13 protein-coding genes are annotated in these 15,288 nt (G+C 68.1%); 10 read left to right on the top strand and 3 right to left on the bottom strand.

Going from position 1 to position 15,288, the window contains the following annotated elements; translation table 11 throughout:
- The first annotated feature begins 11 nt into the window (after positions 1-11).
- Entirely contained in the window at positions 12-1,031 is a 1,020-nt protein-coding gene (locus ACH438_RS07040; protein WP_397002114.1) for a nitroreductase family deazaflavin-dependent oxidoreductase, read from the top strand.
- On the opposite strand, the gene ACH438_RS07035 is transcribed toward ACH438_RS07040, so the two are convergent.
- The 3 genes from ACH438_RS07035 to ACH438_RS07025 form a co-directional block, all read right to left on the bottom strand.
- Positions 993-2,657 carry an AMP-binding protein gene (locus ACH438_RS07035; protein ID WP_397002112.1) on the bottom strand — a complete coding sequence of 555 codons (1,665 nt, stop codon included), beginning with the start codon at positions 2,655-2,657 and terminating at the stop codon, positions 993-995. The two genes, ACH438_RS07040 and ACH438_RS07035, sit on opposite strands and share 39 nt — an antisense overlap.
- A 44-nt stretch (positions 2,658-2,701) precedes the next feature.
- Complete coding sequence (locus ACH438_RS07030) at positions 2,702-4,297, bottom strand: GMC family oxidoreductase N-terminal domain-containing protein (RefSeq protein WP_397002110.1); 1,596 nt, start codon at positions 4,295-4,297, stop codon at positions 2,702-2,704.
- A gap of 99 nt (positions 4,298-4,396) precedes the next feature.
- Entirely contained in the window at positions 4,397-5,440 is a 1,044-nt protein-coding gene (locus ACH438_RS07025) for an AraC family transcriptional regulator (protein ID WP_397002108.1), read from the bottom strand.
- Positions 5,441-5,629: 189 nt separating this feature from the next.
- On the opposite strand from ACH438_RS07025, the gene ACH438_RS07020 reads away from it, so the two are divergent.
- The 9 genes from ACH438_RS07020 to ACH438_RS06980 all read left to right on the top strand — a co-directional run bounded on the left by ACH438_RS07020 (position 5,630) and on the right by ACH438_RS06980 (position 15,277).
- Positions 5,630-7,300 carry a hypothetical protein gene (locus tag ACH438_RS07020; protein ID WP_397002106.1) on the top strand — a complete coding sequence of 557 codons (1,671 nt, stop codon included), beginning with the start codon at positions 5,630-5,632 and terminating at the stop codon, positions 7,298-7,300.
- A 151-nt stretch (positions 7,301-7,451) separates the two neighbouring features.
- Positions 7,452-8,306 (top strand): MlaE family ABC transporter permease, encoded by an 855-nt coding sequence (locus ACH438_RS07015; RefSeq protein WP_397002104.1) that lies wholly within the window; start codon positions 7,452-7,454, stop codon positions 8,304-8,306.
- Positions 8,306-9,172, top strand: coding sequence for an ABC transporter permease (locus ACH438_RS07010; RefSeq protein ID WP_397002102.1), 867 nt, complete (start codon positions 8,306-8,308; stop codon positions 9,170-9,172). The genes ACH438_RS07015 and ACH438_RS07010 overlap by 1 nt, the downstream gene beginning before the upstream one ends.
- A 5-nt stretch (positions 9,173-9,177) precedes the next feature.
- Positions 9,178-10,164, top strand: coding sequence for an MlaD family protein (locus tag ACH438_RS07005; protein ID WP_397002100.1), 987 nt, complete (start codon positions 9,178-9,180; stop codon positions 10,162-10,164).
- On the top strand, positions 10,161-11,183 hold the full coding sequence (locus ACH438_RS07000) for an MCE family protein (RefSeq protein WP_397002098.1): 1,023 nt from the start codon (positions 10,161-10,163) through the stop codon (positions 11,181-11,183). Before ACH438_RS07005 ends, ACH438_RS07000 begins: the two co-directional genes overlap by 4 nt.
- Positions 11,171-12,160, top strand: a complete 990-nt coding sequence (locus ACH438_RS06995; RefSeq protein ID WP_397002096.1) for an MlaD family protein — start codon at positions 11,171-11,173, stop codon at positions 12,158-12,160. Before ACH438_RS07000 ends, ACH438_RS06995 begins: the two co-directional genes overlap by 13 nt.
- Complete coding sequence (locus ACH438_RS06990; RefSeq protein WP_397002094.1) at positions 12,160-13,260, top strand: MlaD family protein; 1,101 nt, start codon at positions 12,160-12,162, stop codon at positions 13,258-13,260. The genes ACH438_RS06995 and ACH438_RS06990 overlap by 1 nt, the downstream gene beginning before the upstream one ends.
- The gene (locus ACH438_RS06985; protein ID WP_397002092.1) at positions 13,257-14,309 is read left to right on the top strand and encodes an MlaD family protein; all 1,053 of its coding nucleotides are present in this window, start codon (positions 13,257-13,259) and stop codon (positions 14,307-14,309) included. The genes ACH438_RS06990 and ACH438_RS06985 overlap by 4 nt, the downstream gene beginning before the upstream one ends.
- Complete coding sequence (locus ACH438_RS06980) at positions 14,306-15,277, top strand: MlaD family protein (RefSeq protein ID WP_397002090.1); 972 nt, start codon at positions 14,306-14,308, stop codon at positions 15,275-15,277. The genes ACH438_RS06985 and ACH438_RS06980 overlap by 4 nt, the downstream gene beginning before the upstream one ends.
- Positions 15,278-15,288: the final 11 nt, after the last annotated feature.

Raw genomic sequence — 15,288 nt, 5'->3', positions numbered from 1 at the left:
AAGGACCCACCGTGACACTCGAAATCGATGTCGCCGCCCCCACCGACGCCGCGCCACACTGGCGCGGCGCGGCCGGCGAACGCCTGCCCGGTCTCGGCCGGTTCCGCAAGACGAACACCCTGACCTGGCTGATCGCGCGCGCCGGCGGGCTGATCGGCGGCGGCAGGCGGGTGAAGCTGCTCGAGATCATGGGCAGCAGCGGAGCCCTGGCTCTCGCCTACGCCCCCTTCGGCCTGCGAATCGTGGTCGGCAGCAAGCTGTCCCGGGTCGACTGTGAGCTCGCCACCCTGCGTACCGCGTGGAATGTCGGAGCGCGCTACGAATGGCACCACCACGTCTACGCGGCACGCTTCAGCGGCCTGTCGCTGCCGACCGTGGAGCGCGTCACGGCGGGTCCCGAGGCCGACGGCTGGAGCGAACAGCAACGCCTGCTGCTCCGGGCGGTGGACGACCTGCACGCCGAGCGCGTCATCGCGGAGCCGACCTTCCAGGCGCTGGCACAGCACCTTTCGCACGCGCAACTGGTGGACCTGTGCATGCTGGTCGGCCACTACGAAATGCTCGCCATGACCCTGAACACCTTCGGCATCGAGCCGGAGCCGGAAACCTGGCGGCGCGGCCCGCTGCGCTGGGTACGCGACGAACTCAGCGGTGACGGCATCACTCCGGCTCGGCTCGCGGGCTTCAACCGCCGGGTCACCAATCCGATCACCCGAACTTGTGCGGGAAAAGTACGTCCCTACAGCGTGATTCACCATGAGGGCCGGAAATCCGGCAAGCCGTTCGTCACCCCCGTGGTCGCACACTACGACCGCGAACTACTGATCGTGCCGCTGCTGTACGGCAGCAAATCCGACTGGGTCCGCAACGTAATCGCAGCGGGCGGCGGACAAGCCACCTATCGCCACCGCACCCGCACCTTCACCGGTCCACGGGTGGTGGACGCCGCGGACGCGGTGGACCTGCCGGATCGGGTGCGGCGCTACACGCGCCTAGTCCCGGTGCTGATCGCCGACCTCATCCAGGACTGAATCCCACTCGCGCAGCACGCGTTTGAGGACCTTGCCGGACGGGTTACGAGGTAGCTCGTCCAGGAAGGTCACCGTGCGGGGGACCTTGTAGCGGGCCAGATTCACGCGGACGTGCGCACGGATCGCCTCGGTGTCCAGGTCGGTGCCCGGACGGCGAACAACGAACGCACGCAGCGCTTTTCCGAACTCGGCATCATCGACGCCCACCACCGCCACATCGGCGACCCCGGCGAGTCCGGCCAGCAGCTCCTCGACCTCCTGGGGGAAGACGTTCTCGCCGCCCGAGACGATCATGTCGTCATCGCGGCCGTCCACGAAGAGCCTTCCGGCGGCATCGAAATGGCCCATGTCCCCGGAGGACATCAATCCACCGATCATCTCCTTGGTTCCGCCGCCGGTGTAGCCGGTGAACTGCACCGTATTGCCGACGAAGATGCGGCCCTTCGCACCTGGCAGCAGTGCATGGCCCTCGGCGTCGAGTATGCGGACGGTGACGCCGAACGGGGTGCGGCCGGCACAGCCCGGGGCCAGGCGCAGATCCACCGGATCCGCGATGGCGGCGTACCCGCATTCGGTGGAGCCGTAGAAGTTGTAGAGCACGTCACCGAATCGATCGGCCACCCGCCGCGCGAGGACGGCTTCCAATTGCGCGCCGCTGGCCGCGATGGCCCGCAGCCGCCCGAGATCGTGCCGGCCGAGCTCTTCCGGGCCCAGGTCGAGAATTCGCTTCAGCATCACCGGGATCACCCACCAGACCGTGCTGTCCTGTCCGGCCACGGTCTCGAGCAGATGGGCGGGCGTGAATCGCCGCCGGGTCACCAGCGTGGCGCCCACGCCGATACCCAGCACCGAACCCAGAAATCCCCAGGCGTGGAACATGGGCGGAGCGATGTACACCGCCTGTCCCCCGCGCAGCGGGACATTGCCCAGCACCATGGCCGGCAGCGCGAAGGACTTCGGTTGCGGGCGTGGCGCGCCTTTGGGCGTGCCGGTGGTTCCGCTGGTCAGCATCACCACCGAGCCGGGTCTGCGCGGGCGCTCGGGTGTGCGGGTGCTGCCGAGCGCGATGAGCGCCTCCAGTGTCTCCGCGCCCGGCGCCCCGTCGGCCCAGCCGACGAAGCGGCCCTTCGGGCAATTCACCTCCGCCACCACGGATTCGAATTCCTGGTCGTGAACGAGCGCTTCGACGCCCTCGCGCTCGCAGACCTGAACGGCCTGCGGGCCGGAGAAGTCGGTGTTCAGATACAGCGCCCGGGCACCGGATTTGGCGCATGCGAAGGTGGCGTCCAGAAATCCGCGGTGATTGCGGCACAGGATTCCGACCCCGGTGCCCGGGCCGATGCCGCGCTGGCGGAACGCGTCGGCGAGCGCATTGGAACGCCGGTCGAGTTCGGTGAAGGTCAGCGACCCGAGTTCGTCCACCAGACCGACCCGATCGCCGAATCGCAAGGCCGCGGCCGTGATACCGCCGCCGATCGGGCCGAATGCCGCCATGGCCCGCAAGGCCGCGGGCAGGGTGGGATCCAACGGCACCATGCCCGCGCGAATCACCGTGCTCAGCGCATGCAGCTCCACAGCGGCCCGGGCCGGCGGGCCCGCGAGCCGGTCGTAGAACGTCGCTGCCATATTCGATTCTCCTACGGTGCTTTCGGTCGATCGCGGTGGTGGATTCAGCACGCGGGGGCGGGTGGGACCTGTGCCATGGCGGCTTCGGTCATGGCACAGATCGTCAGGCTCGGGTTGACGCCCACATTCGCGGGCACCGCCGAGCCGTCGCAGACGAGGAGGCCGGGATAGCCGAAAACCCGGTGGTGGCGGTCGATCACGCCATGATCGGTGTCTGCTCCGATGACGGCACCGCCCAGGAAGTGTGCGGTCATGGGTGCGGAGCCGAGGGTTTCGGCGAGGGCGGCCAGGGGACTGCCGTTCATGCGTTTCGCGGCCAGTGCCGCTACTCGCCGCGCGGTGTCGACGGCGGATGCTCCGGGCGGCGGCGTACTCGCGGCCTCTGTCCGCAGGCGGCCGGGGCCGAATCCCCGGCGCAGGCGCAGGGATACATCGGTGCCGCGCATTACGGTGAAGATGATCGTCCGGCGCGACCAGTTCCCGTGCCTTAGCAGGCCGAAGAGGTAGATCGGGTAGTCCCGCAGGAACTGGCCCAGGCGTCCCCAGCGCGTGCGAGCCGTGGGGACGGGTCCGTAGGACAGGGCGAGCAGGCCACCGCCGTCGCCGTAGGTGTTGTTGGTGAGGTGGGTGTGCTCGTCGAGGAAGATGCTCGAGGTGATCGCGACCTCGCTGCGGTAGTCGGCGTCGGGTCGCGTGGTCGAGGCGGCCGGGATGGATTCGTCGTTGGTGCGCACCATTTCTCCGAGCCGGTCCGACAGGTTCGGCAGTGAACCCCGGCGTTTACAGGCGGCGAGCAGTTCGTTGGTGCCCAGCGCTCCCGCCGCGATCACGACGCCACGCGCGGTGAATTCCCGTGCACGACCGCGCCCCAGCCCGGGCCGGTGTGCGCGCACCCGGTAGCCGTGTGCTCCGGCGTCATCGCCCAGCGGCGCGATATCCGACACCTTGAGCTCGGGAAGCACGGTGGCCCCGGCCTTTTCCGCCAGCCAGAGGTAGTTCTTCGGCAGGCTGTTCTTCGCGCCGTAGCGGCAGCCCAGCATGCACTGCCCGCAGTGCACGCATCCGGTCCGTACCGGGCCCGCGCCGTCGAAATACGGGTCCTGGACCGTCTTTCCGGGCGTGCCGAAGTAGACCGCGATCGGTGTGCGCCGATAGCCCTCGGGCACACCGAGTTCCGTCGCCAGCTCGCGCATGAGCCCGTCCACCGGCCGATCGCCCTGATAGGTCTCGACGCCGAACATCCGGGTCGCGGTCCGGAAGTGCGGCGCCAATTCCGCACGCCAGTCCGCCAATCCGGCCCACTGCGGATGCCGGTAGAAGTCATCGTGCTGGGGCTGGTACATGGTGTTCGCGTACACCAGGCTGCCGCCGCCGACACCCACCCCCGCCAGCACCATGGCATGCCGGTAGGGGGCCAGCCGCAGAATGCCGCGCAAGCCGAGACCGGGCAGCCACAGGAACTTCCGCAGCTGCGTCGCCTTCTCGGCGAAGTCGGCGTCGGCGAAGCGGCGGCCCTGTTCGAGCACGCCGACCCGGTATCCCTTCTCCGCGAGCCGCAATGCGCTCACCGCGCCGCCGAATCCGCTGCCGACCACGATCCAGTCGAAATCGAACCCGCCGCCGGGCCGGGATGTATCCACGTCTTGTCCTCCGCACTGCCTGTGTCCCGGCACGCTATCGACGCCGACAGCAGTGCGACCAGGTCAGTCGCGGACTCGCGATTGATATTTCCGGTCCGGCTACACCAATTGGGGTACCCGCGCCTGGGTACGCCTGTTGCGGGTGCGGTATTCCTGTGGCGGGCAACCCTTCCAGCGCCGGAAGGCCCGGATGAACGAGGCCGCCTCGGCGTAACCGAGCCGGGAGGCCACCTGTTCGGTGGTCATCGCGGTGTGATCGAGCAACTCCTCCGACAGAGCTTGCCGGACCTCGTCCAGCAGCGCCCGGAAGGAGGTGCCCTCCTCATTGAGCCGCCGGGACAGGGTGCGCGGGCTCATGAACAGCTCCGCCGCGACCGCGGCCTGGTCCGGAATGTGCCCGGGGCTGCGCACCAGCCGATCCCGGACGGTGCCCGCGATGCCGGTCCGGGCATGCCGGCGGGCGAGCAGGTCGCGGCACATCTGTTCGCAGGTGCTGCGGGCCCACTCGTTGGCTTGCGGCAGCGGCATGTCCAGGTAGGCCGCGGCGAAGGCCAGTTCATTGCGGGGCGCCCCGAATTCGGGTTCGATGCCGAGCACCTCGCGATGGCGCGTGGTATCCGCGGGTGCGTCATGCCGGAAGGCGATGCGGTGCAACGGCACTCCGGCCGAGAAGAGTTCCTTGCTCAGCATCTGGATGCCGGCCATGACCCGCTCGGTGAGAAAGGCGCGCGCGTCCTCGGGGACCTCGCGGTCGTCGAAGACCAGCCGGGCCTCGGTATCGGTCTCCTCGAAACTCAACTGCCCGAAGGCGAAAGCCAGCTCCACGTACCGCAAGGCCATGTCGACGGCATCGCGCAGGGTGCGACTGGACAGCATGGCCAGACCCCACGGACCGTAGAGCGAGACGTGATACCGGCTGCCCGCCTCCACGCCCAGCCCGGGTTCGGCGCCGAACCGGGCGAGCAGATTGCGCACCACGGTGAGCTCCTGCCGGGCGGTGGCTTCCGCGTTCGGATCGATCACCGCCTCGGTGGACAATCCGGTGCCCGCGAGGCACGCGGCCGCGGGCATCCCTCGTTCCTCCGCGAGCCGCGTCATGATGTGGACGCTGGAGGTATTCCGCAGTAGATCCCAGTCGAACATGTACGCACAGTCCTCATCGACTATCGGCCAGTATGCCGAATATTAATCGATCTCCGGGCAATATTGACCCAGACAGCCGTATCTTTCGCCCGAAAGGCCTTTCTTCCGCCGGTCAACCCTCGTTTCCGCCGATCTCCCTACCCTCACCTCAGGGTATCGAAGTAGCGAGATCGAGCGAGAGGTTCGGCAGTGACCCGTACAGAAGAAATCCTGGAGATCGCCGACGGCATCCGGCTGAGCACGGTGACCCATCACGCGCCGCTGCCCGATGGCTCGCCGGCGCACCCCGCCGAATGCGACGACCTGCGGCATCTGCGGGTCAAACGCGCTGCCGCGCCCGACGATCCGGCCGCCGCCGATGTGATCATCGCCCTGCTGCCCGGCGCCATCGCGGGGGCACGCTCACTGCAACCGCTGGGCCGCAATACCGTTCGCAATCTGGCAGCGGCCGGGCTCACGGCCGAAGTATGGGTGCTGGACCGCCGCGCCAACGGCGTGGAGGACCATTCGGCCATCGAAGTGGCCATGGCCGAGGGCGACTACCACCTCGCCTTCGATTACTACTACGGCGGGAAAACGGTCGGCGGCCGCGTCTTCGGCGGCTTCCACCGCGATCGCGAGCTCGGCTTCCTGGCCGAATTCGGCGCGGCCCGCACGGTCGAGGACGCCCACGAGGTGCTGCGCCGGGAAATCCCGGACGCCGATACCCGTGCGCAGAAGCTGATCCTGGGCGGGCATTCGCTGGGCGCGATCCAGGCCGGAACCTATGCCGCATGGGATTTCGCGGGCAGACCGGGCCACGATCAGATCGCCGGCCTGGTGGCGCTGGACTCGATCACGCACATGGATCCGTTGCGATTGTCCCGGCGGCCCGCGCTCGCCGGACCGCTCGGCCCGGTGGCGCGCGCCGTCGAACGTGGTCCGGCGCTCATGCGCCGCGGCCTCGTACCCAACACCACCGCGGTACTGAAGGGCGGCTGGGGCAATGCGGAAACCTTCGCGATCATCGCGGCGGTGGCCGCAGCCGCGACACTGGCGCCGGACGAGGAAACCGACATCCTGCGGCTGCTGCCCGAACGCGGCACCCCGGACCTCATCGTGCGCGGCTCGACGGCCCGCACCTGGCGTGAATTCCGCACCCGCACACCCGATTACCGCAAGCTGCGGCTCACCAACCAGGCGCTGCTCGGCCTGCTGGGCGGTGCGCACACCTCGGTGAATCTCGCGGTGTTGTCCATGAGCTGCGGCACCCTCGACAGCGCCGAGGTCGCGCCGCGCACCTTCCCGCTCTCCTTCGAAGCCGGCCAGACCCGCGGTCTACGCACCCTCTACCGCGGCGTCTGCGGCACCGCGCCACGCTACAGCCCGACCTCGTTCGAGACCCTGTATCGCTGGCGCGACTACGACCGCTGCGGAACCGAGGACGCCCCGGCACAACTCACGCGCACCGGCATCCCCGCCGCCACCGCCGACAGTGAAGTGGTCAGCATCGTCGAGCTGGCCCGCATGCTGGCCGGAGGCCGGCTCAATGTCTTCGAGGACTACTTTCCGATCCGCCAGATGCTCGATGCGACCGCGGCCCTGGGTGGCTGTCGCACCGGATCACTCGCTCCGCTGCGGCACGAACGAGGCGCGGCCCGGCTGCCGTTCATCAATCTCATGGGCAGCTCCAGCTTCACGCAGGCGCTGACCGGACTGGGCGTGTTCCCCGACGAAGGCGTGCACTGGTTTCCCGGCTACCTGCACTGCGATGTGGCCGCCGGAGCCGACCCGCGCGCCGACGGCACCCCGGAACCCATCGCGGCGGCGCTCGCGGAGTTCACCCGGGCCAGGGTGGCCTCGACGCCGGTCGCCTCCTGACCGCGGGGATCACCGTCGGAAACTGTCAACGCCCTGACCGGCCGTGCCATGGGCAGGGCCGTCACCGCTGCATACCGTGCAGAAAAGGTAACGCCCACTGGCTGTTTCGACGCCACACGACGCTCCGGCGCACAGCAAGGGAGGAATTCGAATGCAGCCCGAGGCCGCGACCCGGCTCCGCGGTGACACGGCCACGGCGCTGCGGATCCTGCGCACCACTGCCGCCGACACCGCGGTCGCCGCCCTGCGCACCTTCGGGCGCACCGCCGACCTCGGCGTCACCGCCGTGCGCGGTACGGTCGCCGATATCCTCGCCCGGCGCTTCCCGTGGCGCGAAATGCTGTACCAGGCTTGGTATCTGATCACCGTGACCGCGATTCCCGCGATCCTCATGGCGGTGCCCTTCGGGGTGGTGGTGTCGGTGCAGGTGGGCAACCTCATTCATCAGCTCGGCGCGGATTCGCTCGTCGGCGCGGCCGGCGGGCTGGGGGTCATCCAGCAGGGCGCGCCCATCGCCACCGGTCTGCTGCTCGGCGGTGCGGGCGCCTCGGCCATCGCTTCCGATCTGGGCGCGCGCACCGTGCGCGAGGAGATCGACGCGCTGCGGGTGATGGGCATCGATCCGGTGCACCGCCTGGTGATTCCGCGGGTGGTGGCCATGGTGCTGGTCGCGCCGCTGCTGAACATCCTCGTCATCTTCGCCGGGATCCTGGCCGGCTATGTGGTGGCCGTCGGCGCGCAGCATGTGACGCCGGGCAGCTACTGGGCCACCTTCGGCGCCTTCACGGTGCTGAACGATGTGTGGATCTCCTTGGCCAAGGCCGTATTGTTCGGCTTCCTCGTGGTGATCGTGGCCTGTCAGCGCGGGCTGGAAGCGCGCGGCGGGCCACGCGGGGTGGCCGACGGCGTGAATGCGGCGGTGGTGCTCTCGGTCGCCGCCATCATCGTGCTCAATCTGGCGCTCACCCAGGTGGTCACCATGTTCCTGCCCATGCGGGTGGCGTGATGACCGCTACGCCCTACGTGCCCAGGGGTTTTCGCACCGTCACGCGGCTGGCCCGTCATCCCGAACGGGTGCTGTCGCCGCTGGAGAGCGCCGGGTTCGCGCTCGGTTTCCTCGTGCAGGCGCTGGCCGGAATTCCGCTGGCGCTGCGGCACTATCGCGGCCAGACCATGCGCACCGTCACCGATATGACCTGGGGGCGTGGCTCTTTCCTGGTCGGTGGCGGAACCGTGCCGATGCTGGTGGTGCTGGGCGTGTCTATCGGCGCCGGTGTGGGTATCCAGGCGTTCGCGGCGCTGAATCTGATCGGGCTGGGCTCGGTGTCGGGTGTGGTGTCCGCGTTCGCCGATACCCGTGAGCTCGGGCCCATCGCGGCGGCAATCGGTTTCGCGGCGCAGGCGGGTTGCCGGATGACCGCGGAGATCGGCGCCATGCGCATCTCCGAGGAGATCGACGCCCTGGAATCGCTGGGGCTGCGGTCGATTCCGTTCGTGGTGAGTACCCGGGTGGTGGCGGGTGCGGTGGCGATCGTGCCGACCTTCCTGATCGCGCTGATCCTGTCGTATCTGTCGTGTTCGACGGTGATCGTGCTGTTGCACGGGCAGGCGGGCGGCGTGTACGACCACTACTTCTCGCAATTCACCAGCGGCTACGACATTCTCGCGGCGGTCGTGAAGATCCTCGTGTTCGGCGTCGCGGTCATCCTGATCCACTGCTACCACGGCTTCTTCGCCTCCGGCGGACCCGAGGGCGTGGGCATTGCCTCCGGTCGCGCGGTGCGGGCCAGCTTCGTGGCCATCATCGGCCTGGACATGGTGCTGACGTTGCTGCTGTGGGGCATCAATTCCTCGATCGAATTCCCGGGGTAGCGCGCATGCCGAACTACACGATTCCCGGCGTGCGCGTCGGGCGCGGCCACGCCCGTCTGCTCGGTGTGCTCGCCGTGCTGCTGGTCGTGGTCACGGTGCTGCTGTGGACCGTGCTCGATCACCGGACCACCGGGGCGCGATTGCGAATCCAGTTGCGTACCGAGCAGATCGGCGAGGGCATCGCGGCGGGCACGCCGGTGCGCTTCGACGGTGTGGCCATCGGGCGCGTCGCCGCGGTGCGACCCGCCGATACCGGCCGGCAGTCGCTCACCCTGGACCTGGATCCGGCGCAGCTCGCGGGGCTGACCGATGCCCTCACCGCGGACTACGCCCCCGAGAACCTCTTCGGCGTCAGCGCCGTCGCCTTGCACACCGCACCCGGTGGGACGCCGCTGCGCGACGGCGAGGTGATCGACATGACCGATCGGGTCGACGATGTCACCATGGGCGCGCTGCTGCGCTCGCTGACCCAGACCTCCACGCAGGTGCTCACACCGCAGCTGACCCAGCTGCTCACCCAGGCCGACACCGATCTGCACGCGTTCACGCCGGTGCTGCAGGCGGTCGTCGCGCTCAGCCGGGCGGTCGCCGACACTCAGCGGTATCCGTCGTCGTATCTGCTCGACAAGTACGCCGGGTTCTTCAACGGATTCGGCGCATTCACGTCGGCCACCTTCAAATTGGCCAAGGCCATCATGGATATCGAGATCTTCCAGCACGATCGGGACCGCTACGGCGCCTCCATCACCATGCTGCGCCAAGGGGTGCTGGAGGGGCTGGCCTCGACCCTGGACACCGTGCATCAGAACCTGGGCGGTTTCACCGATCCGCTCGCGCCGGTCGTGCAGGCGCTAGCCGACACGGTGCCCGATCCGCAGACTTCGCATGCGCAGCTCACCGAGACCATCGATCGGTTGAACCGCATGTTCGCCGATACTCCGGGCGGGCCGACACTCCAAGTGGCCGTGACACTGCTGGGAGCGGGGCGGTGAGGCCGCGCAGCCTAGGCGGCGTGCTGTGGCGGCTGGGCGTGTTCACCTCGGCCATGATCGCGTTGCTGCTGCTGGTCATTGCGGCCGTGGTCCGGCCGGTCGGCAGCGAAACCGTCTCGTACAAAGCCGAATTCACCGATGCGAGCGGGTTGAAGACCGGCGACGACGTGCGCATGTTCGGCGTGCAGGTCGGCAAGGTCACCTCGATCTCGTTGCGAGGCAGCCGCGCTGTCATCGGATTCACCGTGAGCGGGGACCGGCCCTTCTATGTCACCAGTGGTCTGGCGATCCGGTACCAGATGCTCACCGGACAGCGGTATGTCGAGGTCCGCCAACCGGATCTGCCCGGCGCCAGGCTGTCGCCCGGATCGACCGTGAGCGCCGACAAGACGGTGCCGTCCTTCGATATCACCCAGCTGTTCAACGGATTACAGCCGGTGCTGCAGGAATTCTCACCGGGCGCGCTCAATCAGTTCACCGAGAGCGTGCTGGCGGTCATCCAGGGCGACGGCCATGGCATCGGGCCCGCCCTCGACGCGTTCGAGCAGCTCAGTCGCTACGTCACCGACAAACAGGCCGTGCTGTCGCTCATCCTGTCCAATCTGCAGGCCATCTCCGGCCAGATCGGCGGCAAGTCACCGCAATTGGTCACCCTGCTGAAGGGCATCGCCGATGTCTTCACCTCCTTCCGCACCGAACTCGACGGCCTGCTGCACTTCGCGGCGGTCGCGCCGTCGGCGCTGGGACCGCTGAACAGCATCCTGGAAACCCTCGGCTTCACCGAGAACTCGAATCCGAACCTGGAAAAGGATCTCCAGCAATTGTTCCCCGACCCGAACCAGGCGCTCGATGCGCTCGGGCGGTTGCCCGGCCTGCTGCAATCGATGGCCGATCTGCTGCCGCCGGCCGGGCCGGTGGCGGGTGAGATCAAGCTGAGCTGCGCCAAGGGGCCCGCCGACGTGCCTGCGCCGTTCTCGGTGCTGATCAGTGGACAGCGGGTGTCGATATGCCGGAACTGAGGCCGGCCGGTGCGGCACGCGAACTCCGGTTCGGGCTCTACGGTGCGGCGGCGCTGGCGGTACTGCTGGTGGCGACCGCCGCGCTGTACCTGCTGCCGCTCGGAAAGTCCACGTACACCGCCGATCTCGCCGATGCCCGGTCCGTGCAGGCCGGGGACGAGATCCGGATCGCGGGCGTGCACGTCGGCTCGGTGAAATCGCTGGAGCTGCGCGGGGATCGGGTGCGCATGAGCTTCACCGTGAACGACAACGTCTTTCTCGGCGATCGCACCACGCTGGAGATACGCATGCTCACGGTGGTCGGCGGCCATTACATCGCCGCCTTTCCCGCGGGCACCGCGGCGCTCGGCCGGCAAGCGATTCCCGCTGATCGAGTTCGCCTGCCCTACAGCCTGATCCGTACCCTGCAGGACGCCGCCGCACCCGTGCAGCAGGTCGACGGCAACACCTTGCGCAAGAACTTCGACGCCCTGCAGGATTCCCTGTCCGGCAATCCGGATGCCTTGCGGCGCATGGGCCAGGCCGCGCAGAGCCTGGTCGGGCTGCTCGACCGGCAGAATGCCGATGTCTCGCGGGCGCTGACGGTCATGGACGAATACCTGACCGCCGTGAACGGCAATCGAGCACTGCTGGGCACGTTCATCCGCAAGATCGGCTCGCTGGAAACCGACGGGCTGGCCAAGAAGGCCGAGATCACCGAATCGCTCACCGTCACGGCGGAACTGCTGTCCCGCATCGCGGGGATCGAACCCGCGTGGCACGACGAACTCGAACCGCTCGCCGACCAGCTGGAAGCGGCCGTCCCTCAGCTCGAGGACCTCGGGCGTCGCTTCGACCAGGCGCTGAACGGTCTGAACGAGCTCCGGACCCGGCTCCAGGCCGCGGCCACCCCCGCGAACGGGGTGACGGTCGATCAATCCGATATCACCGTATCCGCTCCGGAAGTCTGCATTCCGCTGCCCGGAAGGGACTGCTGATGAAGCGCCTGTTCGGATCCCAGGGTTTCGTCACCGCCGCCGGCGTCGCGCTGATCGTGCTGGTGGCGGTGGTCGGGTATCTCCTCGCCTTCGATCCGATGAAGAAGACCCTCGCCTATTGCGCGGTCATGCCCGACGCCATCGGGCTGTACCCGGGAAACCATGTCACCACGCTCGGTATACCGGTCGGCTCGGTCACCGCCGTGACACCCGGGAACGGGGCGGTGCGGGTGAGTTTCACCGTCGATGCGGACCATCCGCTACGCGGTCAGGTCACCGCCACCACGATCTCGGACACGCTGGTCGCCGACCGGGATCTGGAGGTGGTGGGCGACAGTACGTCGGCGCAGCGCTGGCCCGAAAGTACCTGCGTCACCCGGACTTTCACACCCAAGAGCATTACGCAGACCCTGCGGGCCTTCTCCGGGCTCGCCGAACAGCTAGACGGGAACGGTGATCCCGCGCAACAGAATCAGCTGCGGGACGGGGTGCAGGCCTTCGATCGGGCCACCGCGGGCACCGGGGCGAAGCTGAATCAGCTCATCAAGGATCTCGGAACCGCCCTCGACCATCCCGACGCCGCCATCGGGCATCTGGGCGCCGCGCTCGACGCGTTCGCGTCCCTCGCCTCCAGCGTCTCGCTCAATTGGGCGGACATCAAAGTGGCGCTCACCCAGGCCGGGGAAGGGCTCGGGTTCATCAACTCCGTGTGGGGCAAGACCGTCGATATCGTCGACTCGCTGCTGGTGATCCTGCCCTGGTTCAACACCATCGCGCACAAGTACGGGCGTTCGATCCTCAATGGGCTCGATGCCGCCGTGCCGAAACTGAAGTTGCTGTCGGCCGGCATCGGCTCGCTGCAGCAGCTGCTGGAGATGATTCCGGCCGCGGTATCGGCCTTCGGCCGTTTCATCGATCCGCAGACCGGGCAGGTGAAAGTTGGGTACGCGCCGCCGCGGGTCGCGCTACCGCAGGACACCGCCGATCAGGTGTGCGCGGCGATCAATGCGCTGGTGCCGGGGCGGTGCCGCAATTCCGGCGACGGCTCGGCCAGTGTGGATCTGCTGCCCCTGGTGCTGGGATCGGCGGGCCCGCGATGAGAAGAACCGCGTGGCTCTGCACCGCGCTTGCCGTCGTGGCGGTGCTGCCCGCCGGATGCGCCATCGACCCGTCGTCGGTGCCGATACCCGGCGCCTCGGTAGGCGGCCCGGCGTATCAGGTGCACATCGAGTTCGCGAGCGCCCTCAACCTGCCCGCACAGGCGAAGGTGGTCGCCGACGGCGCGAAGATCGGCAGCCTGCGGTCGGTGCGCGTGATCGATCCGTCCACCGCCGGACCCGGGCGGGTGGACGCGGTCGTGCAGATCGAGGACTCGGTGAAACTGCCCGCCGATACCACCGCACAGCTGCGGCAGGACACCATCCTCGGCGATGTCTTCATCGGACTCACCACTCCCCCGGGCGATTCCGCGCACTACATTCCGCCCGGTGGGGTGATTCCGGTGCAGCAGACCAAACCCGCGCTGCAAGTGGAAGATCTGCTGATCGGGCTGTCGACCTTCGTGAACGGCGGGGCGCTGCATCAATTGCAGGAGATCATCGACCAGGCCAATGCGGTGCTGCCCGCCGATACTCGGGATACCGCACGGGTTTTCGATCGCCTCGGGTCCGATGCCGAAGACCTGTCCGGTCATCTCGACGTGCTCGACAAAGCTCTCGACGCCTTTCAGCGAGATCTCGACGCCGTGAAGGACAATCCGGTCGAACTGAATGCTTTGCTCAGTGTGCAAGGCGCGCACGATATTCCGGCCGATGTGCAGGAGCTGGTGAACACCCTCGGCATCGTCGGATCCCTGGGCGATATCGGCCAATCATTGGTCCCGTTCGCACCGCTGCTGCGCGCCGGCGACGCGGCGACCCAGGCATTCGTGCCGATGCTGCTGGCGCACAACCCACTCGGCCTGAGCGCGCCCTCGAACCTGAACCGGCTGCTGACGCTGCTGCGCGACAAGGTGATTCCTTTCGTGCAGAACGGGCCGAAGGTGAACATCACCTCGGTGACCACCGGCGACGATCCGGGCGCTCCCTCGACCGGTGAGCAGATCGACGGCATCGTGCGGGCCCTGCGAATGATCGGAATCGTGCGATGAAACCGCGCTCCCTGCTGTCCCCGGCGAGCATCCTGCTGATACTCGTACTCGGCAGCGCCTACCTCGCCTTCGGCGTGGTGCGGGTCGACTGGTTCCGCCACGACCTGGATGCCGCCATGACCATCCCGCAGTCGGGCGGGCTGCTGCCACGCTCGAAGGTACTGCTGTCGGGCGTGCAGGTCGGGCAGGTCACCTCGGTCGCGCACGTGGCCGGCGGTGTGCTGGTGCACTTCCGGGTCTCGGACCGCTACCCGATTCCCACCGCGAGCACCGTGCGCATCGACGGGCTGTCCGGGCTCGGCGAGTCCTATGTCGAATTCGAGCCGCCCTCCGGAGCGGGACCTTATCTGCGTGACGGGCAGACCTTGCAGGCCGCCCAGGTCGTGGCGCCGGTATCGATACCCGAGATCGCGAAGACCACCACCGCGCTGATGCGTCAATTGGACCCGGCCGCACTGTCTTCCATCGTGAACACCTTCGGCCAGGCCCTGTCCGGCACCGACGCGGTGGTCCCGGAACTGTCCCGCGCCACCGACCTGCTGGCCGCCACGCTGGTCAGCCGCACCGATCTGATCCGGCGCATGCTCACCGATCTGCAGGCCCATGCCACCGATATGGACTGGGCGGAACCGTCCCTGCTGAACGCGGCCGGGTCGTGGGCCGACTTCGGGCCGCGCGTATCGGACGTCGCCGCATCCATTGCCGCGGTGATCCGCGCGGGCGATCTACCGGAATCCTTCCAGGAGAACAGCAAAGACAAGCTCGGCCTGGTGCCCTTCCTGCAGCAGATCAGCGATCGCGTCAAGGAAATCGGCCCCGAACTCGCACCGCTGGCCCCGCTGCTCGCACCGCTGTACGCCACGGCCACCCCGATCATTCAGCGGCTCGACCTGGGCAGCCTGATCAGTCAAGCCCTGCACGCCACTTCGCCCGACGGTGCGCTGCGGCTGCAGATCACCGTCAAGTAAGCCGCATCGAC

It is taken from the genome of Nocardia sp. NPDC020380, assembly GCF_044386975.1.
In the GTDB taxonomy this organism is placed as follows: Bacteria; Actinomycetota; Actinomycetes; order Mycobacteriales; family Mycobacteriaceae; genus Nocardia.
The sequence above is the reverse complement of the archived record's forward strand: the minus strand, read 5'-3'. Positions and strand labels throughout refer to the sequence as shown.